We start from the raw sequence: 20165 nt of genomic DNA, 5'->3' as shown, positions 1-20165 counted from the left end.
CCGCCCGTACGATCGGGAGGATGGCTGGTCGAAGGCGGGTGTCGGGTTCCTCCGTGGTGGCGCTGTGCCTGCTGCTCGTCTCCCTCGTGGCCTGCGGTGGCCGGACCGCCGCCGACCCCGCCCGCGCCGAGGTGCAGCGGGTGCTGGACCGGCGGGCGGCGGCCGTCCTCGACCACGACCGGGCCGCCTACGCGCGCACCGGCACCGGGGCCGGCTTCGACAACCTGAGCGCGGTGCCGCTGGCCGCGTGGTCGTACCGGGTGGGGGACGTGGACCGCACCGGCGACACCGCCACCGCCGACGTCGAGCTCCGCTACCGCGTCGAGGGCCACGACCGGGGGCCGGTCGCCGCCGCCCGCACGGTGCGGCTGAGCCGGGACGGTGCGGACGGGCGGTGGTCCGTCGTCTCCGACCGGCCCGCCGAGCGGTCCGGCCAGCAGCCGTGGGACCAGGGAGCGGTCCGGGTCGTGCGGGGCGAGCACAGCCTCGTGCTCGGCGTCGGGCAGTCCACCGGGGCGCTGCGCGGCTACGCGGACCTGGCCGACCGGGCGGTGCCGGCCGTGTCGGACGCCTGGGACGGAGACTGGGCCCGGCGGATCGTCGTCATCGTGCCCGCGTCGCTGGAGGGGATGGCGGGGCTGCTCGGCTCCCCCGCCTCGTCCTACCGGGGCATCGCGGCGGTCACCACCGGGGAGACGGGCGGCCGGGAGCAGGCCCCGGCGGACCGGATCATCGTCAACCCCGACGCGTACGGGCTGCTCGGCACCCTCGGCAAGCAGGTCGTGCTCACCCACGAGACCACCCACGTCGCCACCCGCGCCGACACCACCGCAGCCACCCCGCTGTGGCTGTCCGAGGGCTACGCCGACTGGGTCGGCTACCGCGGCAGCGGCCGCGCCCCCGCCCAGGCCGCCCCCGAGACGGCCGGCGCGGTCGCCGAGGGCCGGGTCCCCGCCGGGCTGCCGGCCGACGAGGACTTCGGCTTCACCGCCGACGCGGACGAACTGGCCCGCGCCTACGAGGGCGGCTGGCTGGCCTGCCGGATGATCGCCGACCAGTGGGGCGAGGACCGCCTGGACGCCTTCTACCGCGCCGTGGGCGCGCACGACGGCCGCGCGGGCGCGGTGGAGGACGCGATGGACGAGGTGCTCGGGACGGTGCCGGAGGAGTTCACGGCGCGGTGGCGGGAGTATCTGCGGGCGGAGTTCGACTGAGCCGGCCGCGCCGGTCCCGGGCCCGGTGCGGCACCGTGTCGCGCCACAGGGCGCGGGCCGCGGCGAGCACCGCGGCGACCAGCAGGCCGTTGCGGACGAACAGCAGCGCGACGCCGAGCGGATCACTGGCGACGACCTGGGCGAAGAAGACCGGGAACTCCAGCACCGTCACCAGGCTCGCCGCCAGCACCAGAGCGACCGGCACCCGCATCCGGCTCGCCCCGAAGCACCGGCAGGCCGCCGCGAGACCGATCAGCCAGACCATGTACTGCGGGCTGATCACCCGGCTCGTGACCGTGAACATCAGCACCGCCACGAACGCGGCGTCCGCCGCCGTGTGCGCCGCGAAGCGCGGGGCGGCCGACCGCCACAGCAGCAGCCAGCCGAACGCCAGGGCGGAGAGCGCGAGGGCGACGGCGCTCACCGTGCCCACGTACGGGCCGAGGAACTCGACCGAGCCGTAGTTGAGCAGCACCTCGCCGTCCCAGCCGAAGTGCCGGGCGACGTGGAAGACCAGCGAGCCCAGCGACTCCACCTCGGTGCCCCGCTCGCGCTGGAACGTCAGGAAAGCGAACGCCCCCGGCATGGCCACCGCGAACAGCGCGGCCAGCCCCGCGCCGCTCAGCACGGCGGCGGCCCACGGCGCGCGCCCGCGCATCCCGAGGAGCACCAGCGCCGGCCACACCTTCAGCAGCGCCCCGAGGGCCGCCAGGGCCCCCGCCGTGCGCGGATGCCGGCCGGCGGCGAGCACCGCCGCGACCGCGACGGCGGTGACCATCACGTCGTAGCGGGCGTACACCGTCGGACCGAGCAGAGGCAGGCCCGCCACCCACACCCACGCGCCGCGCGGCGAGCGCCCGGGACCCCGGCCCGAGCGCCACAGCAGGGTGAGGACGGCCAGGTCCGCGGCACAGGCCAGGACGGTGAAGGCCGTCGGGTACGACAGGAAGGGCAGCAGCGCGGGGGAGAGGACCGCGAGGGCCGCGGCGGGCGGGTACTGCCAGGTGACGTCGTCCAGCGGAAACGTTCCGGTGCGCAGGACCTCGTACCAGTCCCGGTAGATGACGGACACGTCACTGGTGACGTCCGGTCCGGGGAAGACCAGCACTTTCAGTGCGAACAGCAGCAGCACCAGCCGGGTGACGCCCCAGGCCGCCACCAGCCACGCCGATGACCGCCTCGCCTCCGTCGTCTCCACGTGCTCCCTGCCCGTCCGCGTGCCGTGCTGTGCTGGGCCGTGCGGCCATGATGACCCGGACACCTGTGCGTCTGCCACAGGAGGCGGCCGGGCCCCGGCCCGGACGGCGGGTTCGGTAGGGTCGGCGGCGATGCGCAAGACCTTGATCGTGACCAACGACTTCCCGCCCCGCCCGGGCGGCATCCAGGCCTTCCTGCACAACATGGCGCTGCGACTGGATCCCGAGCGGCTGGTCGTCTACGCCTCCACCTGGAAGCGCGGCCGGGAGGGCACGGAGGCCACCGCCGCCTTCGACGCCGAGCAGCCCTTCACCGTCGTACGGGACCGTACGACGATGCTGCTGCCGACGCCGGGCGCGACCCGGCGGGCCGTCGGGCTGCTGCGCGAGCACGGGTGCACGTCGGTGTGGTTCGGGGCGGCGGCGCCCCTCGGCCTGATGGCACCGGCGCTGCGGAGGGCGGGGGCGGAGCGGATCGTCGCCACCACCCACGGGCACGAGGCCGGGTGGGCACAGCTGCCCGCCGCCCGGCAGCTGCTGCGCCGGATCGGGGAGTCCACGGACACGATCACCTACCTCGGCGAGTACACGCGCTCCCGGACAGCGGGCGCGCTCACGCCCGCGGCGGCCGCACGGATGGTGCAGCTGCCGCCCGGCGTCGACGAGAAGACCTTCCACCCGGGCAGCGGCGGCGACGAGGTGCGGGCCCGGCTCGGACTGACCGAGCGGCCCGTGGTGGTGTGCGTCTCGCGGCTGGTGCCGCGCAAGGGCCAGGACACCCTGATCCGGGCCATGCCGCGCATCCTCGCCGCCGAGCCGGACGCCGTCCTGCTGATCGTCGGCGGCGGCCCCTACGAGAAGGAGCTGCGCCGCCTCGCCGCCGGGACCGGCGTCGCCGCCTCCGTCCGCTTCACCGGCGCCGTCCCCTGGTCCGAGCTGCCCGCGCACTACGGCGCCGGCGACGTCTTCGCCATGCCGTGCCGGACCCGCCGGGGCGGTCTCGACGTCGAGGGCCTCGGCATCGTCTACCTGGAGGCGTCCGCGACCGGCCTGCCCGTCGTCGCCGGCGACTCGGGCGGCGCGCCGGACGCGGTGCTCGACGGGGAGACGGGCTGGGTCGTGCGCGGCGACTCCGAGGAGCAGACCGCCGACCGCGTCGTCACGCTCCTCGCGGACGCGGACCTGCGCCGCCGCATGGGGGAGCGGGGCCGGGCCTGGGTCGAGGAGAAGTGGCGCTGGGACCTGCTGGCGGAGCACTTGAAGGCCCTGCTCTGACACCGCGCCGGAACGCCGGTGCCGCCGATCCACGGAGGGCAAGAGGTATGACCGAGCAGGGGCCCGAGATCATCGGGCGGGAGATCCTGCGGCTGGACGCGTCGTTCGAGCGGGACGGACACCGCATGGGCAAGGCATGGCGGAAGCGCACCGAGGTTCGCCGGGAGGCCCTCGGGTGGGCGCTGCACGTCGTGCTGACGAACGACCCGACCACGCCTCCCGGGGACGTCGCGGAGGGTTTCCTGGAGGCCCTCAAGGGCCGGTGAGGGGCCGCTCACCGCGCTGACGAACGGGGGTGGGTGGGGCACCCGCCCCGAGACGGCCCCCGCCCTCCTGCTTCTACTTCGCGTAGATCGCCTCGATCTCGTCCGCGTAGTCCTTCGCCACCACGTTCCGCTTCAGCTTCAGCGACGGCGTCAGGTGCCCCGAGTCCTCGGTGAACTGGGCGGACAGCACCCGGAACTTCCGCACCGACTCCGCCTTGGAGACCGCCGAGTTGCCGTCGTCGACGGCCGACTGGACCGCGGCGAGCAGATCCGGGTCCTCCCGCAGCGACGCCGCCGTCGAACCGGCGGGCTTGCCGTGATCCGCGCACCAGCGGCCGAGGAACTCCTCGTCGATGGTGACCAGCGCACCCACGAACGGCCGCCCGTCGCCGACCACCATGCACTCCGCGACCAGCGCGTGCGCGCGGATGCGGTCCTCGATGACGGCCGGGGCGACGTTCTTGCCGCCGGCGGTGACGATGATCTCCTTCTTGCGGCCGGTGATCGAGAGGAAGCCGTCCTCGTCCAGGGTGCCGATGTCACCGGTGTGGAACCAGCCGTCGGCCAGCGCCTCGGCCGTCGCGTCCGGGTTGTTCCAGTACTCCTTGAACAGGTGCTCCCCGTGCAGCAGCACCTCCCCGTCGTCCGCGATGCGCACCACGGAACCGGGCAGCGGCTGGCCGACCGTGCCGATCTTCTGCCGGTCCCAGGGGTTGAAGGCGGTGGCCGCGCAGGACTCGGTCAGGCCGTAGCCCTCCAGGACCGTGAAGCCGATGCCGCGGAAGAAGTGGCCGAGGCGCTCGCCCAGCGGGGCGCCGCCGGAGATGGCGTACTCGCCGCGTCCGCCGAGCACCGTGCGGAGCTTGCCGTAGACGAGCTTGTCGAAGATCTTGTGCTTGATCCGCAGGCCGAGGGACGGGCCGGACGGGGCGTCCAGGGCCCTGCTGTACGCGATCGCCGTGTCGGCGGCCTTGTCGAAGATCCTGCCCTTGCCGTCGGCCTGCGCCTTGGCGCGCGCCGAGTTGTACACCTTCTCGAAGACGCGCGGCACGCCGAGGATCAGCGTGGGCCGGAACGCGGCCAGCTCGTCGGTGAGGTTCTTGATGTCCGGGACGCAGCCCAGCTTGATCGGCGCGATCATCGGCGCGACCTGCACCAGCCGCCCGAAGACGTGCGCGAGGGGGAGGAAGAGGAGGACGGAGCACTCGCCCGTGCGGAACAGCGGACGCAGCCGCTCGACGACGTTGCCGCACTCGGCGAAGAAGCTGCGGTGGGTGAGCACGCAGCCCTTGGGGCGGCCGGTGGTGCCGGAGGTGTAGACGATGGTCGCCGGGTCGTCGGCCTTCGCGATCGAGCCCCGCTCCTCGACGGTCCGGTCCGTGACGTCCTGGCCCAGGCGCCCCAGCTCCTCCACGGCCCCGGCGTCGATCTGCCAGACGTGCTTGAGGGCGGGCAGCTGTTCGCGCACCGACTCGACGGCGGCGGCGTGCCCGGCGGACTCCACGACGCACGCCGTGGCGCCCGAGTCGCCGAGGATCCACTGCACCTGCTCGGGCGAGCTGGTCTCGTACACCGGCACGGTGACCGCGCCCGCGCTCCAGATCGCGAAGTCCAGCAGGGTCCACTCGTAGCGCGTACGGGACATCAGTCCGACCCGGTCGCCCGGCTGGACACCGGAGGCGATGAGGCCCTTGGCGGCGGAGCACACCTCGGCGAGGAAGTCACGGGCGGTCACGTCCTGCCACACGCCTCCCGCCTTGCGGGAGATGACGGCGACGTCCGGGTGCTGCGCGGCGTTTCTGCGGACGATGTCGGTCAGGTTTCCGTCCGCGGGGACCTCGTACAAAGCCGGAAGGCTGAACTCGCGCAAGACTGCTGCTCCTCATAAGGCGCCGGCGCCACGACGTTGTGCGATGCGACGGTGCGGTCCAAGGCTCGGGCAAGTGCTCGGGATGATCACACGCTGATCACATGCTGAACCACATGTCGATTCACATGTCGAAATCCAGAGCACGACTGGACTGCCCGGACGTTACCCGCCGGTATGGCTTCTCCGACAGGGGGTCCCCGCGAGATGTTCGCTGCGTCACACGGATGGGGTTTGCTTTGCGCACAGTAGTCGAATCATCAGCCGACCAGCCAGTAACCGCAGGTCCGACCGCCCCTGTTCACAGCGGGTGCGCGCTGCTTACGCTTGATCGCCATGGCACCCACACCGGCCCGTAACACGACGACCCGCGTCCACGTGATCAGCGACGTCCACGGCAACGCCCGCGACCTGGCCAGGGCCGGCGAGGGCGCCGACGCCCTGGTCTGCCTGGGCGACCTGGTCCTCTTCCTCGACTACGCCGACCACTCGCGCGGCATCTTCCCCGACCTGTTCGGCGCCGCCAACGCCGACCGCATCGTCGAACTGCGCACCGCCCGCCGCTTCGCGGAGGCGCGGGAGTTCCAGGCGCGGCTGTGGGCGGGCGCCGGCGGGGACCGCAGGGAGCTGATCGAGGGCGCGGTGCGCAAGCAGTACGCCGAGATGTTCGCCGCCTTCCCCACCCCGACGTACGCCACCTACGGCAACGTCGACATGCCGCCCCTGTGGCGCGAGTACGCCGGCCCCGGCACCACCGTGCTCGACGGGGAACGGGTGGAGATCGGCGGCCGGGTCTTCGGCTTCGTCGGCGGCGGCCTGCGCACCCCGATGCGCACCCCGTACGAGATCGGTGACGAGGAGTACGCCGCGAAGGTCGAGGCCGTCGGCGAGGTGGACGTGCTGTGCACGCACATCCCGCCCGAGGTGCCGGAACTTGTCTACGACACGGTGGCCCGGCGCTTCGAGCGGGGCAGCCGCGCGCTGCTGGACGCGATCCGCCGCACCCGTCCCCGCTACGCCCTGTTCGGGCACGTGCACCAGCCGCTGGCGCGACGGATGCGGATCGGGGCGACCGAGTGCGTGAACGTCGGGCACTTCGCGTCGACGGGGCGGCCGTGGGTGCTGGAATGGTGAACCGGAACGAGCCCGGGCGGCCGGACCTGCGCAGGTAGGTGGTGACATCCGCCCCGCCCGTGCGCGATAGCCTGCACCCGGCACACGTGCGCACGACGGCGCACGACGACCTCAGTACCGGCCCGCATCCGGAGGAGCCACGGCGATGGCGGAACACACCAGCTCGAGCATCACGATCGAGGCGGCACCGGCCGACGTCATGGCGGTGATCGCCGACTTCGCCCGCTACCCGGACTGGACCGGAGAGGTGAAGGAGGCGGAGGTCCTCGCGACCGACGCGCAGGGGCGTGCCGAGCAGGTCCGGCTGGTCATGGACGCCGGGGCGATCAAGGACGACCAGACGCTGGGGTACACCTGGACCGGCGAGCACGAGGTGTCCTGGACGCTGGTGAAGTCCCAGATGCTGCGCTCCCTCGACGGCTCCTACCTGCTCCGCCCGGCGGGCGCGGGCACGGAGGTCACCTACCGGCTCACGGTCGACGTCAAGATCCCGATGCTCGGCATGATCAAGCGCAAGGCCGAGAAGGTCATCATCGACCGGGCGCTGGCGGGGCTGAAGAAGCGGGTGGAGTCGGGGGAGAAGTAGCCCCGCGGCAGCTGCGGCGGTCGGTGCCTCCGCCCCCCCAGGTCTGAGCGGCCAGGGAGACACCCCCTGGGGCACGCCTGGGAGGCGCCAGGCACCAGGCACCAGGCCCCGGGGTGATGGCCGGCCGCCCGCTCGAACGAAGCCGGGTGCGGCGGACGCAGCCCCGCAGCGCCGGTTGCGTACTCGCCGTGCGGTGCTCCAACGGGCCGGGCGCGTACGCGCCGTGCGGGGTCTCCGGGGCGCCGGGCGCGTACCCGCCGTACGAGGTCCAGGGCGCCGGGCGCGTACCCGCCGTACGAGGTCCAGGGCGCCGGGCGCGTACCCGCCGTGCGGGACCCGGGGCGCCGGGCGACCCCGCGACGCCGGGACACCGCCCGCACGGAACCGCGCCCGGGACACGGCCGGCGGCTCACCGACCGCCCACGCAGGTACCGTTCAGCCTCATGCGCACCATCCTGATCACCGGCCCCGGCGGCAGTGGCCGTACCACCGTCGCCGCCGCCACCGCGCTCGCCGCCGCCCGGCAGGGCACCTGCACCCTGCTCCTCGGCGCCGACCGCGACGACACCCTCGGCGCCGTGCTCGGGGTGCGCACGGGCCCCGCACCGATCACCGTCGAACCCCGCCTCACCGCCTGGCGGCCCGACCCCGCGCAGGGCTTCCGGGACGGCCTCGCCGCCCTCCAGGACCGCGCCGCCTCCGCCCTCGACCTCCTCGGCGCCACCCGCCTCGACCCCGAGGAACTCACCCCCCTGCCCGGCGCCGACGAACTCGCCCTGCTGCGCGGCCTGCGCGACGCCGCCCTCGCCGAGCCCCGCGACCACCACGAACTCCTCGTCGTCGACCTGCCGCCCGCGCCCCGGGCCCTCGCCCTGCTCGCCCTGCCCGAGGAACTGCGCCGCTACCTGCGCCGCCTGCTCCCGCCCGAGCGGCAGGCCGCCCGCGCCCTGCGCCCCGTCCTCGGCCGGCTCGCCGGCGTCCCCATGCCCGCCGAGGCGCTCTACGAGGCCGCCGCCCGCTGGGACCTGGAACTCGCCGCCACCGAGGCCGTCCTCGCCGACCGGAACACCGTCGTGCGGCTGGTCGCCGAGCCCGGCCCGGCCGGCGTGGACGCCGTCCGCTCCGCCACCCTCGGCCTCGCCCTGCGCGGCCTGCGCACCGACCTGCTGGTCGCCAACCGCGTCCTGCCCGAGGACACCCCGGCCGACAGCTGGCTCACCGGCCCCCTCGCCCAGCAGCGCAAGGCACTGGAGGAGTGGCAGGGCACGTACGACGTCCGCACCACCGCCCACCTCGGACGTGACCCGCGCGGCACGGACGACCTCGCCGCGCTCGACACGCCGGGCGTCAACGGGGACGTCCGCCCGGTCGAGTGGCCGGTCACCGACCGGCTGGCCGAAGACGGCGTGCTGGTCTGGCGCATCCCCCTGCCCGGCGCCATACGCGACGAACTCGACCTGATCCGCCGCGGCGACGAACTGGTCCTCACCGCCGGGCCCTTCCGCAGGATCGTCCCGCTGCCGTCGGCGCTGCGCCGCTGCACCGTCGACGGGGCCGCGCTGCGGGAGGACGTTCTCGCCGTCCGCTTCCGGCCGGACCCGCGGCTGTGGCCGCAGAGCCGCTGAACGCGCCGCGCCCCTTCGGGTAACGTCGTAAGGACGAACCGTAGTCAGGAGTCCGTCATGAGCGAAGAGCTCCCCCCGTCCGAGGCCCCCCGCCCCGACGAGGCCGACACGGTCGACGCGGTCGACGAGGTACGGGCCGGCGACGCCGACGCCTGGGCGACGGCGTGCGCCGAGGACCTGGAGGCGGAGAAGGCCCGCCGCCGGGCCGAGTACGGGCCGCCGCCCGGCTCGGCCGCCGAGGAACTGCGCCGGCTCGTCGACACCGTCGCGGACAAGCTGTCCGGCCTCCAGTCCCCCCTGCTCGGCCAGGTCGCCGGGCCGGCCGCCCAGCAGGTGGTCCGGCAGGTCGTCCAGCAGGCCAAGGCCGCCGTCGAACCGGTCATCGAGCGCAACCCGGACGTCTTCGACCACCTCGCGGCCGCCGGCGGCGAACTCCTCGCCGCCTACCGCTCCGCCGTCCAGAACCAGGAGCGCCGCTGGACCGCCGGGCCCTCCGGACGCGACACCCCCCGGGAGCCCCGCGACCCCCGCGACCTGGACGGACCGGGCGACGACGGAAGCGGCACCGGGCGCGACGACGGCGACGAGGGCACCGGCCCGGGCCGGCGCATCGACTTGGACTGACACTCCCCTCGGGTACGGTTGGCCATAGCGGGGCTCGACCGAACTGAGGGATTCATGGGACTCACCATCGGCGTCGACATCGGCGGCACGAAGATCGCGGCCGGCGTGGTCGACGAGGAAGGCAACATCCTCTCGACCCACAAGGTGCCGACCCCGGGCACGCCCGAGGGCATCGTGGACGCCATCGCCTCCGCGGTGGAAGGCGCGCGCGCGGGACACGAGATCGTCGGCGTCGGCATCGGCGCCGCCGGATACGTCAACCGGCAGCGGTCCACGGTCTACTTCGCGCCCAACATCGACTGGCGCCAGGAACCGCTCAAGGAGAAGGTCCAGGCCCGCGTCGGTCTCCCCGTAGTCGTGGAGAACGACGCGAACGCCGCGGCCTGGGGCGAGTACAAGTTCGGTGGCGGCAAGGGCCACCGCAACGTCATCTGCATCACCCTCGGCACCGGCCTCGGCGGCGGCATCATCATCGGCAACAAGCTGCGCCGCGGCCACTTCGGCGTGGCCGCCGAGTTCGGCCACATCCGCATGGTGCCGGACGGCCTGCTGTGCGGCTGCGGGTCGCAGGGCTGCTGGGAGCAGTACGCCTCCGGCCGCGCCCTCGTGCGCTACGCCAAGCAGCGCGCCAACGCCACCCCCGAGCGCGCCGAGGTGCTCCTCGCGCTCGGTGACGGCACACCCGACGGCATCGAGGGCAAGCACATCTCCGTCGCCGCCCGCCAGGGCTGCCCGGTCGCCGTCGACTCCTACCGCGAGCTGGCCCGCTGGGCCGGCGCCGGCCTCGCCGACCTGGCCTCCCTCTTCGACCCGTCCGCCTTCATCGTCGGCGGCGGCCTCTCCGACGAGGGCGACCTGGTGCTCGACCCGATCCGCAAGTCGTACAAGCGGTGGCTGGTCGGCGGCAACTGGCGTCCGGTCGCCGACGTGATCGCCGCCCAGCTCGGCAACAAGGCCGGCCTGGTCGGCGCGGCCGACCTGGCGCGGGAACCCGACCCGATCATGTAGCAGCCGGCCGGTGCACGCTCTCAGGGGCGCGGGGCGGAGCCGACGCACGGCTCCGCCCCGCGGCGCGAAGCCACCCGCAACCCGCCGGCCGTGCCCGGTCTCGCGTCCCGGGCTGCCGGGCGCCCCGACCCCGGTCACAGCGTAGATTGACCCCCATGGCAACGTCGCTGCGACCGCTCCCCAACTCCCGCACCGAGCCCGACGGTTCCGCCGTCATCCGGGTCCTCAGCTACAACATCCGCTCGATGCGGGACGACACCGACGCCCTCGCCCGTGTGATCGCCGCGTGCGCCCCCGACCTGGTGCTCGTGCAGGAGGCGCCCCGGTTCTTCCGCTGGCGCAAGAAGCTCACCCGGCTCGCGGCGGCATCCGGGCTGGTACTGCTGTCCGGCGGCGGCACCGCCGCCGGGCCCGCGCTGCTGTGCTCCCTGCGCGCCACCGTCGAACGCACGGAGGACGTGCTGCTCCCGCTCACCCCCGGCCGGCACCGCCGCGGCCTCGCGACCGCCGTGGTCCGCATCGGCGGGGCCCGCCTGGGCGTACTGAGCTGTCATCTCTCGCTGTGGCAGGACGAGCGGTACGAGCAGGCGGGCCTGCTCCTCGACCGGCTCGCCGGCCTCGGCGTGACGCACGCGGTGGCGGGCGGCGACCTGAACGAGCGCCCCGGCGGCCGCACCTTCCGGCGGCTCGGCGACGGTCTGCGGGACTGCTGGACCGCCGCACCCTGGGGCGGCGAGTACACCTTCTCCGCGGCCGCCCCCGACCGGCGCATCGACGCGGTCTTCGTCACGGAGGGCATCGAGGTACTGGGCTGCGGGGTGCCGCTGGGTCTGCCCGGGGTAGCCGAGGACGACCTGAGGGCGGCCACGGACCACCTCCCGGTCCTGACCGCGCTCCGCGTACCCGCGTCGTCCACGGACCGGTCCGCCTGACGGCCCCGCGGGTCGACACCCCCTAGACCACCGCGCCCCGCCCCGGATCGTCGTCGTCCTCGTCACCCGTCCGCATCCGCATGACCAGGGTGGCGAAGCCGCCGAGGAAGCCGCCGACGCTCGCGGTCGCCAGCCACCAGCTCATGTCCCAGCCGAGCAGCACCGCCAGCAGAAGCAGCACCGGGCCGCCGAGCACGCCCAGCCAGGCGAACTTCGCGGTGGTGTCGGCCTCGGGCAGCGGCGGAGGCTCGGGCGGTACGAAGTGCCCCTCGCCGTCCTCGCCCGGATCGTCGTCCGACGGCTCGGCCAGGGTGTGGTCGCGGGGACCGACACCGGGGGCGAACGCCACGGAGCCCCCCAGCGGCCGGGCCGAGGCCGGCCGGTCCGCCTCGGGCTCGTCGTCGTTGGTCTCCGGCTCCAGGAGCGCCAGATCCTCCACCGACTTGAACGGCTTCGCGCCCGGCGGGTCCGGCGGCTCGTCCCCGTACCCGGCGACGATCGCGGCCCAGGCGGCGTCCTCGTCGAGGGGTACGCCCTGCTCCTCGGGCCCGCGGTCCGCCGCGCGCTCCCGTCCCTCGCGGTGCTCCCGCTCCCGCTCCAGGTCCCGCTCCTCGCGGTCCTCGCGGTCGGAGTCGTGCTCAGCCACCTGCGGCCGTCCCTTCCTTGCCGAGACCGGGCTCCGGCTCCCCGACGGAACCGGGCGCGAGCCGGCCGATGAACGCGACGCTCTCCGCGAAGATCCGGTCCGCGTCGTGGTCCAACGTCGCCACGTGGTAGCTCTGTTCCAGCAGCACCTCCGTCACGTCCGTCGACGACACCCGGCCGAGGATGCGGGCCGAGTCCGCGGGCGGCACCACGTGGTCCTGCGGGCTGCGCAGCAGCAGCAGCGGCTGGGTCACCTGCGGCAGGTCGCCGTCGGCGAGACGGAAGAACGCGCGCAGCGAGTGCGCCGCCTGCAGCGGCACCCTGTCGTACCCCAGCTCCGTGCTGAGCGGCTTGGCGATGTCACTGGCGATGCCCTTCGTCGCCGGCAGCAGGTGGCGCAGGACCGGAAGGGCGTGCTGGGCGACGCCGTGCATCCGGTTCGCCGGGTTGACGACCACGACGCCCGACACGGCGTCGCCGTGCTTCGCCGCGAGCCGCAGTGCCAGCGCGCCGCCCATGGACAGGCCGGCCACGAAGACGCGCCCGCAGCGCTCCCGCAGGGCGCGCAGCTCGCGGTCCACCTCCGCGTACCAGTCCTGCCAGCCGGTGACCTGCATGTCCTGCCAGCGCGTGCCGTGCCCGGGCAGCAGCGGCAGCGCGACGGTCAGGCCGCGGGCGGCGAGGTACCGGGCCCAGGGGCGCAGCGACTGCGGGGAACCGGTGAACCCGTGGCAGAGGAGGACGCCGACCTCACCGCCCTCGTGGCGGAACGGCTCGGCTCCGGGCAGGACCGGCACGTCTCGGTCTCCTGTCGTCAGGGGGCCGGCACGGCCGGCACGTCGGGTGGGGTACACGCGGGCGCGGTACACGCGGAGGTAGTGCTTGCGGGTGCGGTACTTGCGGGTACTTCACCGTACGCGACCGCACTGACACCGACCAGGGCCGTCGGGGCCATTGACGGTGCCCCGGGATAGGGTCTGATCCACAGACACAGGAGGCACTCGCTTGTTGTACGGCGCGATGAAGGTCACCGTCGGAGGTTCGCTGAAGCTCGCCTTCCGGCCCTGGGTGGAAGGCCTGGAGCACGTCCCGGCCGACGGCCCCGCCATTCTGGCGAGCAACCACCTGTCGTTCTCCGACTCGTTCTTCCTGCCCGCCGTCCTCGACCGCAAGGTGACCTTCATCGCCAAGGCCGAGTACTTCAACACCCCCGGGGTCAAGGGCCGGCTGACCGCCGCCTTCTTCAAGGGCGTCGGCCAGCTGCCCGTGGACCGGTCCGGGGCACGCGGCGCGGGAGAGGCCGCCATCAAGAGCGGCATAGAGGTCCTGGAGCGCGGCGAGCTGTTCGGCATCTACCCCGAGGGCACGCGCTCCCCGGACGGCCGCCTCTACCGCGGCAAGCCGGGCGGCCTCGCGCGCGTGGCGCTCGCCACCGGCGCGCCCGTCATCCCGGTCGCCATGATCGACACCGAGAAGATCCAGCCGCCCGGCAAGGTGGTGCCGAAGCTGATGCGGCCCGGCATCCGTATCGGCAAGCCCCTCGACTTCACCCGCTACCAGGGCATGGAGCACGACCGCTTCGTGCTCCGCGCGGTGACCGACGAGGTCATGTACGAGATCATGAAGCTCTCCGGCCAGGAGTACGTCGACATGTACGCGACCGCCATGAAGCGGCAGCTCGCGGACGAGGCGAAGGCCGAGAAGGAGGCGGGCAAGGCGGCGAAGGCCGCGCTCGCGCAGGCGGAGAGGGAACAGGCCGCCAAGGAGAAGGAGGCGGCCGAGCAGGACCGGTCCGGCGACCGGTAGCGGCCGGACGGGACGGAAGACGTACGGGCCGGGGACGGGGGGGGGCATGGCCAGGCGCGAGAGAGTCATGAGGATGTCGGTCGAGCAGCCGCTGTGGCGCGCGCTCGCCGGCTACCGGGTGCTCACCATGCTGTACGCGATCGGCTTCTTCGTCACCGCCCACTCCGGCTTCGCCCGCCCCTGGCTCGCCGTCGCCTACTACGCCGTCCTCTTCGTCTGGACCCTGGCCACCCTGCCCAAGGTCGCGAGTGCGGCGAGCTGCACCAAGCGGTTCCTCACCGCCGACCTCACCATCGCGCTGACCGGCATCCTGCTCACGCCGTTCGCCGACGCGCACGAGCGGGTCATGAACGGGGGCCCGACCCTGCCGTCGATATGGACGGCGGGCTCCGTCCTGGCCTTCGCCATCAAGGGCGGCTGGCGCTGGGCGGCCGTCGCCTCCACGCTCGTCGCCGTCGCCAACCTGGTCGAGCGCGGCAGCCCGGCCCGCGACACCGTGCACAACGTCGTCCTCGTCTGGGTCGCCTCCATCGCCATCGGCTACGTCGTCGAGGTGGCCCGCGCCTCCGAGCGCACCCTCGCCCGCGCCCTGGAGATCGAGGCGGCGACCAGGGAACGGGAGCGGCTCGCCCGGGACATCCACGACAGCGTGCTCCAGGTGCTGGCGATGGTGCAGCGGCGCGGCGCCGTCATCGGCGGCGAGGCGGCCGAGCTGGGCCGGATGGCCGGTGAGCAGGAGGTGGCGCTGCGCACGCTGGTCTCCGGCGGCCTGGTGCCCGTCTCCCGCGTGTCGGAGGACACCGCCGAGGGCGCGGTCGTACGGGCCGTGGAGGAACCGGAGGGGGATGATCCGGATCGTCCCGTGGACCTGCGCGCCCTGCTGGCCCCGTACGCGGGCTCCCTCGTGAACCTCGCCGAGCCCGGCGCGCCGGTCCTGCTGACCCCGCTGGCGGCCCGGGAGCTCGCGGCCGCCGTGGGGGCCGCCCTGGACAACGTGCGCAAGCACGTCGGTGAGCAGGCGCGCGCGTGGATCCTGGTCGAGGACGAGCCGGACGAGGTGATCGTCACCGTCCGCGACGAAGGGCCCGGCATCCCGGAGGGGCGGCTCAGCGAGGCGGAGGGCGAGGGGCGGCTCGGCGTGGCCCTGTCGATCCGGGGCCGGCTGCGCGACCTCGGCGGCACGGCCGAGCTGATCTCGGTGCCCGGCCAGGGCACCGAGGTCGAACTGAAGGCACCGAAGAAGACGACCAGCAGTACCAGCGCGCGGGGGAAGGCAGCGGAGCGATGACCGAACGACACGAACCGATCAGGGTCATGGTGGTCGACGACCACCCGATGTGGCGCGACGCCGTCGCCCGGGACCTGGCCGAGTCCGGCTTCGACGTGGTCGCCACCGCCGGCGACGGCGACCAGGCGGTGCGCCGCGCGCGGGCCGTCGCGCCCGACGTCCTCGTGCTCGACCTCAACCTGCCCGGCAAGCCCGGCGTCCAGGTCTGCAAGGAGGTCGTCGGCGCGGACCCGAAGCTGCGCGTCCTCGTGCTCTCCGCGAGCGGGGAACACGCCGACGTGCTGGAGGCGGTGAAGTCCGGGGCGACCGGATACCTGCTGAAGTCGGCCTCCACCGAGGAGTTGCAGGACGCGGTGCGCCGCACGGCCCTCGGCGACCCGGTCTTCACCCCCGGGCTGGCCGGCCTGGTCCTCGGCGAGTACCGGCGCCTCGCCTCCGAACCGGCTCCTGCCGCGGAGACCGGTGAACCCGGGGCGCCGCGGCTCACCGACCGGGAGACCGAGGTGCTGCGCCTGGTCGCCAAGGGACTGAGCTACAAGCAGATCGCCGAACGCCTCGTCATCTCCCACCGCACCGTGCAGAACCACGTCCAGAACACCCTGGGCAAGCTCCAGCTGCACAACAGGGTGGAGCTGGTGCGGTACGCGATAGAACGGGGTCTGGACGACGCGTGACCCGCGCGGGACAGTGGCAGTGGCCTGAACCACCCGCTGTGGCAAGGGAGTTGCGCGATGAAGGTCGGAGTGCTGACCGGAGGCGGTGACTGCCCCGGGCTCAACGCCGTCATCCGGGCCGTCGTCCGCAAGGGCGTACAGGAGTACGGCTACGACTTCACCGGCTTCCGGGACGGCTGGCGCGGTCCGCTGGAGGGCGACACCGTCCGGCTCGACATCCCGGCCGTCCGCGGCATCCTGCCCCGCGGCGGCACCATCCTCGGCTCCTCGCGCACCAATCCGCTGCAGCACGCGGACGGCATCCGGCGCATCAAGGAGAACCTGGCCGAACGGGGTGTCGAGGCGCTCGTCGTCATCGGCGGCGAGGACACCCTGGGCGTCGCCGCCCGCCTCGGGGACGAGTACGGCCTGCCGTGCGTCGGTGTGCCCAAGACGATCGACAACGACCTGTCCGCCACCGACTACACCTTCGGCTTCGACACGGCCGTCGGCATCGCCACCGAGGCCATCGACCGGCTGCACACCACCGCCGAGTCCCACATGCGCGTGCTGGTCGTGGAGGTCATGGGCCGGCACGCCGGCTGGATCGCCCTCCACTCCGGCCTGGCCGGCGGCGCCAACGTCATCCTCATCCCCGAGCAGCGCTTCGACACGGAGCAGGTGTGCGCCTGGGTGACGTCCCGGTTCCGGGCGTCGTACGCGCCGATCGTGGTCGTCGCCGAGGGGGCGATGCCGCGGGACGGCGACATGGTGCTCAAGGACCAGTCGCTGGACTCCTTCGGGCACGTCCGGCTGTCCGGGGTGGGCGAGTGGCTGGCGAAGGAGATCGAGAAACGCACCGGCAAAGAGGCCCGGACCACCGTCCTCGGCCACGTCCAGCGCGGGGGCACGCCCAGCGCCTTCGACCGCTGGCTCGCCACCCGGTTCGGCCTGCACGCCGTGGACTGCGTCCGCGACGGCGACTTCGGCACCATGGTCGCCCTGCGCGGCACGGACATCGTCCGCGTGCCGATCGCGGACGCCACGGCCCGGCTGAAGACGGTCGACCCGAAGCTGTACGAGGAGGCCGGGGTGTTCTTCGGCTGACCGCTGACCGCTGACCGCTGACCGGCGCACGATGCCGCGGCGCCGTATATTCGGCCCCCGGAGCCCAGCAGAACGGGAGCGGTCATGGAGATCCTGGCCTTCGGCGTCCAGGCCGACGAGAAGCCCCTGATCGAACAGGCCTTCCGGGGCCACGACCAGGTCCGCTGCCTCGACGTCTTCCTCAACGAGGACACCGCCCCCATCGCGGCCGGCCACGAGATCGTCTCCACGTCCGTCAACGCCGACCTCGGCGCGGCCGTCCTGGAGATCCTCGCGGCCGGCGGCACCCGGATGGTGGCCCAGCGCTCCACCGGCTTCAACAACATCGACCTCGACACGGCCGAGCGGCTCGGCATGACCGTCGCCCGGGTGTCGTACTACTCCCCGTACTCGGTCGCCGAGTTCGCCTGGACCCTCGCCATGGCCGTCAACCGGCGGATCGTGCGCGCCTCCACCCGCACCCGGGACTTCGACTTCCGCCTGCACGGCCTGATGGGCCGCGACATGCACGGCCGCACCGCCGGTGTCCTCGGCACCGGCAAGATCGGCGAGGCCTTCGCCCGGATCGCCCACGGCTTCGGCATGCGGCTGCTGGGCTGGGACGTCGCCGAGAACCCCGCGTGCATGGAGCTGGGCATGCGCTACGTCCCCAAGGACGAGCTGCTCGCCCGCTCCGACCTGGTCTCCCTGCACCTCCCGCTCATGCCCGCGACCCAGCACCTGATCGACGCCGCCGCACTGAAGGAGATGCGGGACGACGCGATCCTGGTCAACTCCAGCCGCGGCGGTCTGATCGACACCGCCGCCCTGGTCACCGAGTTGCGCGCGGGCCGCTTCACCGGTGTGGGCCTGGACGTGTACGAGGCGGAGGCGGGCCTGTTCTTCCTCGACAAGTCCCTGGAGGCCATCGCCGACGACACCCTGGCCCGCCTCGTCACCTTCCCGAACGTCCTGGTCACCTCGCACCAGGCGTACTACACCGAGGACGCGGTCGGGCAGATCGTCGACGCCACGGTGCGCAACGTCCTCGACTACATCGAGGGCCGCCGCTCGGAGAACGTGCTCGTACCGCGCAGCTGACCGGTCAGCTCCCGTACGATCGCCGCCCCGTTCAGCGTCAGCACCGACTCGGGGTGGAACTGCACCCCCGCGAAGCCCTCGCCGCGCAGCGCGTGCACCTCGCCGCCCGCCGAGCGGCTCACCTCCACGCCGCGCGCGGCCAGCTCACCGGCCGTCTCGTCGTCGCAGCGCGCGGTGAAGCTGTTGTAGAAGCCCACGGTCTCGCGCCGCCCGAACAGGTCGATCTCCGTCTGCGCGCCCTGGTAGGGCACCTCCTTGCGGACGATGTCCAGCCCCAGCTCCGCCGCGATCAGCTCGTGCCCGAGGCAGACGCCGAGAACGCCGTGCCGGTTCTCCCCGATCACCTCGGCGGTCAGGGCGCGCAGAAGGCGCATCTTCGGGTCGTCCGGATCGGACGGATCACCGGGACCGGGTCCCAGCACCACCGGCCCCCCGTGCCCGAGCACCGCCTCCCGCAGCCCCGGCCCGTCGTACCGCCGCACGCTCACGGTGAGCCCCGACGAACGCAGTACGTGCGCGAGCATCGCCGTGAAGGTGTCCTCCGCGTCGACGACCAGGGCATGGCCCTCCAGCGCGTTTGACGGCTCCTGCATCCGCAGCCAGAACGGCGCCAGCGAGGCCCGGCGCCCGTCCAGCGCCGCCCGCACGCGCGGGTCGTCGGCCAGCTTCGGCCGCCCGGCCTCCGTACGCGGCCGGGACGGACGTACGCCCAGAGCGGCCAGCACCCCGGCCGCCTTGGCGTGGGTCTCCGCGACCTCGCCGGCCGGGTCGGAGCCCCGTACCAGCGTGGCGCCGACCGGCACCCGCAGCCGCCCGGCGGCGTCGATGTCGGCGGTGCGGATGAGGATGGGGGAGTCGAGGGTCTGGGCGCCGCCCGAGTCCCGCCCCAGCAGCGCCAGCGCGCCCGCGTAGTAGCCCCGCCCGCCGACCTCGTGCCGCTCGATGACCCGGCAGGCGTTCTGCACCGGCGACCCGGTGACCGTCGCCGCGAACATGGTCTCCTTCAGCACCTCCCGCACGTCCAGCGAGGAACGGCCGCGCAGTTCGTACTCGGTGTGCGCGAGGTGGGACATCTCCTTGAGCCGCGGCCCGACGACCACCCCGCCCATGTCGCCGACGGTGCACATCATCTTGAGCTCCTCGTCGACCACCATCGACAGCTCCTCGATCTCCTTGCCGTCGGCGAGGAAGCGGAGCAGGTGCTCGGGGGTCGGCCCTTCGGCGGGATAGCGGTACGTCCCGCTGATCGGGTTCATCACGACCGTGCCCCCGGACATCCGGACATGCACCTCGGGGCTGGCCCCGACCAGCGTCCGGTCCCCGGTGTGCACGACGAACGTCCAGTACGCGCCCCGCTCGCACTCCAGCAGCCGCCGGAACAGCGCCAGCGCGTCGGCCCGCCCGAACCCGGGGATCCGCCCCTCGTACGTCCGCCGGATCACGAAGTTGGCGCCCTCGCCGGCCCCGATCTCCTCGTCCAGCACGCGCCCGACGATCCGCGCGTACTCGTCGTCGCCGACGTCGAAGCCGCCGCCGTCGACCCGGACGTCGTGCGCGGGGAGGGCGGCGAGGGCGTCGGCGAGCGGGATGTCGTACCGCTCCTCGGGGGTCAGCACCAGCAGCGGCGTGCCGTCGTCGCGGACGTCGAAGCCGCGCTCGCGGATCTGCCGGAAGGGGACGAGCGCCAGTCCCTCGTCGGGCAGGCCGGCGAGTCTGTCGTGCTCGGTCACCGGGCCGAGCAGCAGTTCCACGGTGGTCCCGTCCCCGGTGGCGCGGCCCGGGGTGCGGCGGCGGAGCAGGGCGAACGGGCGGGGGTCGGCCAGGAGGCCGTCGAGCGGTGTCATGGTCCGGATCCTTCT

General features: G+C 73.6%; 19 protein-coding genes. 14 read left to right on the top strand and 5 right to left on the bottom strand.

What is annotated here, in order from left to right; all coding sequences use genetic code 11:
• The first annotated feature begins 20 nt into the window (after nucleotides 1-20).
• Nucleotides 21-1214 carry a hypothetical protein gene (locus ACP4J0_RS10900; protein ID WP_426598423.1) on the top strand — a complete coding sequence of 398 codons (1194 nt, stop codon included), beginning with the start codon at nucleotides 21-23 and terminating at the stop codon, nucleotides 1212-1214.
• Here ACP4J0_RS10900 and ACP4J0_RS10895 read toward each other — a convergent pair.
• Entirely contained in the window at nucleotides 1171-2412 is a 1242-nt protein-coding gene (locus ACP4J0_RS10895) for a glycosyltransferase 87 family protein (protein ID WP_426598422.1), read from the bottom strand. The genes ACP4J0_RS10900 and ACP4J0_RS10895 overlap by 44 nt on opposite strands.
• Nucleotides 2413-2542: 130 nt before the next feature.
• On the opposite strand from ACP4J0_RS10895, the gene ACP4J0_RS10890 reads away from it, so the two are divergent.
• Together ACP4J0_RS10890 and ACP4J0_RS10885 are read left to right on the top strand one after the other, a co-directional pair.
• Entirely contained in the window at nucleotides 2543-3685 is a 1143-nt protein-coding gene (locus tag ACP4J0_RS10890) for a glycosyltransferase family 4 protein (protein WP_426598421.1), read from the top strand.
• Between the two features lie 47 nt (nucleotides 3686-3732).
• Nucleotides 3733-3951, top strand: a complete 219-nt coding sequence (locus ACP4J0_RS10885) for a hypothetical protein (RefSeq protein ID WP_426598420.1) — start codon at nucleotides 3733-3735, stop codon at nucleotides 3949-3951.
• Between the two features lie 73 nt (nucleotides 3952-4024).
• Here the strand turns inward: ACP4J0_RS10885 and ACP4J0_RS10880 are convergent, their stop codons facing one another.
• Complete coding sequence (locus ACP4J0_RS10880; protein WP_426598419.1) at nucleotides 4025-5821, bottom strand: AMP-dependent synthetase/ligase; 1797 nt, start codon at nucleotides 5819-5821, stop codon at nucleotides 4025-4027.
• A 333-nt stretch (nucleotides 5822-6154) separates the two neighbouring features.
• Here ACP4J0_RS10880 and ACP4J0_RS10875 point away from each other — a divergent pair, with 333 nt between their 5' ends.
• The 6 genes from ACP4J0_RS10875 (at nucleotide 6155) to ACP4J0_RS10850 (ending at nucleotide 11727) form a co-directional block, all read left to right on the top strand.
• Nucleotides 6155-6952, top strand: a complete 798-nt coding sequence (locus ACP4J0_RS10875; RefSeq protein ID WP_426598418.1) for a metallophosphoesterase family protein — start codon at nucleotides 6155-6157, stop codon at nucleotides 6950-6952.
• 145 nt (nucleotides 6953-7097) lie between these two features.
• Nucleotides 7098-7538: an SRPBCC family protein gene (locus ACP4J0_RS10870; protein WP_426526080.1), complete on the top strand. Its 441-nt coding sequence runs from the start codon at nucleotides 7098-7100 to the stop codon at nucleotides 7536-7538.
• 443 nt (nucleotides 7539-7981) lie between these two features.
• Entirely contained in the window at nucleotides 7982-9163 is a 1182-nt protein-coding gene (locus ACP4J0_RS10865; RefSeq protein WP_426598417.1) for an ArsA family ATPase, read from the top strand.
• A gap of 57 nt (nucleotides 9164-9220) precedes the next feature.
• A complete protein-coding gene (locus tag ACP4J0_RS10860) occupies nucleotides 9221-9787 on the top strand; it encodes a DUF5304 domain-containing protein (RefSeq protein ID WP_426598416.1) in 567 nt (188 codons plus the stop codon).
• 54 nt (nucleotides 9788-9841) lie between these two features.
• A complete protein-coding gene (locus ACP4J0_RS10855; protein ID WP_426598415.1) occupies nucleotides 9842-10795 on the top strand; it encodes an ROK family glucokinase in 954 nt (317 codons plus the stop codon).
• Between the two features lie 155 nt (nucleotides 10796-10950).
• Nucleotides 10951-11727 carry an endonuclease/exonuclease/phosphatase family protein gene (locus ACP4J0_RS10850; RefSeq protein ID WP_426598414.1) on the top strand — a complete coding sequence of 259 codons (777 nt, stop codon included), beginning with the start codon at nucleotides 10951-10953 and terminating at the stop codon, nucleotides 11725-11727.
• Between the two features lie 22 nt (nucleotides 11728-11749).
• Here ACP4J0_RS10850 and ACP4J0_RS10845 read toward each other — a convergent pair whose 3' ends face one another.
• Entirely contained in the window at nucleotides 11750-12373 is a 624-nt protein-coding gene (locus tag ACP4J0_RS10845) for a hypothetical protein (RefSeq protein WP_426598413.1), read from the bottom strand.
• Complete coding sequence (locus ACP4J0_RS10840) at nucleotides 12366-13169, bottom strand: alpha/beta hydrolase (protein WP_426598412.1); 804 nt, start codon at nucleotides 13167-13169, stop codon at nucleotides 12366-12368. The genes ACP4J0_RS10845 and ACP4J0_RS10840 overlap by 8 nt, the downstream gene beginning before the upstream one ends.
• Before the next feature lie 223 nt (nucleotides 13170-13392).
• Here ACP4J0_RS10840 and ACP4J0_RS10835 point away from each other — a divergent pair, with 223 nt between their 5' ends.
• The 5 genes from ACP4J0_RS10835 to ACP4J0_RS10815 all read left to right on the top strand — a co-directional run bounded on the left by ACP4J0_RS10835 (nucleotide 13393) and on the right by ACP4J0_RS10815 (nucleotide 18306).
• Entirely contained in the window at nucleotides 13393-14178 is a 786-nt protein-coding gene (locus ACP4J0_RS10835; protein ID WP_426598463.1) for a lysophospholipid acyltransferase family protein, read from the top strand.
• Nucleotides 14179-14224: 46 nt separating this feature from the next.
• On the top strand, nucleotides 14225-15466 hold the full coding sequence (macS, locus tag ACP4J0_RS10830) for a MacS family sensor histidine kinase (RefSeq protein WP_426598411.1): 1242 nt from the start codon (nucleotides 14225-14227) through the stop codon (nucleotides 15464-15466).
• Nucleotides 15463-16140 carry a response regulator gene (locus ACP4J0_RS10825; RefSeq protein WP_426598410.1) on the top strand — a complete coding sequence of 226 codons (678 nt, stop codon included), beginning with the start codon at nucleotides 15463-15465 and terminating at the stop codon, nucleotides 16138-16140. The genes macS and ACP4J0_RS10825 overlap by 4 nt, the downstream gene beginning before the upstream one ends.
• Nucleotides 16141-16197: 57 nt before the next feature.
• Nucleotides 16198-17226 (top strand): 6-phosphofructokinase, encoded by a 1029-nt coding sequence (locus tag ACP4J0_RS10820; protein ID WP_426598409.1) that lies wholly within the window; start codon nucleotides 16198-16200, stop codon nucleotides 17224-17226.
• An 84-nt stretch (nucleotides 17227-17310) separates the two neighbouring features.
• Nucleotides 17311-18306: a 2-hydroxyacid dehydrogenase gene (locus ACP4J0_RS10815; RefSeq protein ID WP_426598408.1), complete on the top strand. Its 996-nt coding sequence runs from the start codon at nucleotides 17311-17313 to the stop codon at nucleotides 18304-18306.
• Here ACP4J0_RS10815 and ACP4J0_RS10810 read toward each other — a convergent pair.
• Nucleotides 18258-20150 (bottom strand): anthranilate synthase family protein, encoded by a 1893-nt coding sequence (locus ACP4J0_RS10810; protein ID WP_426598407.1) that lies wholly within the window; start codon nucleotides 20148-20150, stop codon nucleotides 18258-18260. The genes ACP4J0_RS10815 and ACP4J0_RS10810 overlap by 49 nt on opposite strands.
• Nucleotides 20151-20165: the final 15 nt, after the last annotated feature.

Source organism: Streptomyces sp. WG7 (genome assembly GCF_049975785.1).
Classification (GTDB): Bacteria; Actinomycetota; Actinomycetes; order Streptomycetales; family Streptomycetaceae; genus Streptomyces.
Note: the sequence above shows the minus strand (reverse complement) of the source record. Positions and strands in the feature narration are given on the sequence as shown.

Coding starts and splice junctions, on each gene's coding strand:
- ACP4J0_RS10900 (WP_426598423.1), top strand. CDS start 21: ATGGCTGGTCGAAGGCGGGTGTCGGGTTCCTCCGTGGTGGCGCTGTGC.
- ACP4J0_RS10890 (WP_426598421.1), top strand. CDS start 2,543: ATGCGCAAGACCTTGATCGTGACCAACGACTTCCCGCCCCGCCCGGGC.
- ACP4J0_RS10885 (WP_426598420.1), top strand. CDS start 3,733: ATGACCGAGCAGGGGCCCGAGATCATCGGGCGGGAGATCCTGCGGCTG.
- ACP4J0_RS10875 (WP_426598418.1), top strand. CDS start 6,155: ATGGCACCCACACCGGCCCGTAACACGACGACCCGCGTCCACGTGATC.
- ACP4J0_RS10870 (WP_426526080.1), top strand. CDS start 7,098: ATGGCGGAACACACCAGCTCGAGCATCACGATCGAGGCGGCACCGGCC.
- ACP4J0_RS10865 (WP_426598417.1), top strand. CDS start 7,982: ATGCGCACCATCCTGATCACCGGCCCCGGCGGCAGTGGCCGTACCACC.
- ACP4J0_RS10860 (WP_426598416.1), top strand. CDS start 9,221: ATGAGCGAAGAGCTCCCCCCGTCCGAGGCCCCCCGCCCCGACGAGGCC.
- ACP4J0_RS10855 (WP_426598415.1), top strand. CDS start 9,842: ATGGGACTCACCATCGGCGTCGACATCGGCGGCACGAAGATCGCGGCC.
- ACP4J0_RS10850 (WP_426598414.1), top strand. CDS start 10,951: ATGGCAACGTCGCTGCGACCGCTCCCCAACTCCCGCACCGAGCCCGAC.
- ACP4J0_RS10835 (WP_426598463.1), top strand. CDS start 13,393: ATGAAGGTCACCGTCGGAGGTTCGCTGAAGCTCGCCTTCCGGCCCTGG.
- macS (WP_426598411.1), top strand. CDS start 14,225: ATGGCCAGGCGCGAGAGAGTCATGAGGATGTCGGTCGAGCAGCCGCTG.
- ACP4J0_RS10825 (WP_426598410.1), top strand. CDS start 15,463: ATGACCGAACGACACGAACCGATCAGGGTCATGGTGGTCGACGACCAC.
- ACP4J0_RS10820 (WP_426598409.1), top strand. CDS start 16,198: ATGAAGGTCGGAGTGCTGACCGGAGGCGGTGACTGCCCCGGGCTCAAC.
- ACP4J0_RS10815 (WP_426598408.1), top strand. CDS start 17,311: ATGGAGATCCTGGCCTTCGGCGTCCAGGCCGACGAGAAGCCCCTGATC.
- ACP4J0_RS10810 (WP_426598407.1), bottom strand. CDS start 20,150: ATGACACCGCTCGACGGCCTCCTGGCCGACCCCCGCCCGTTCGCCCTG.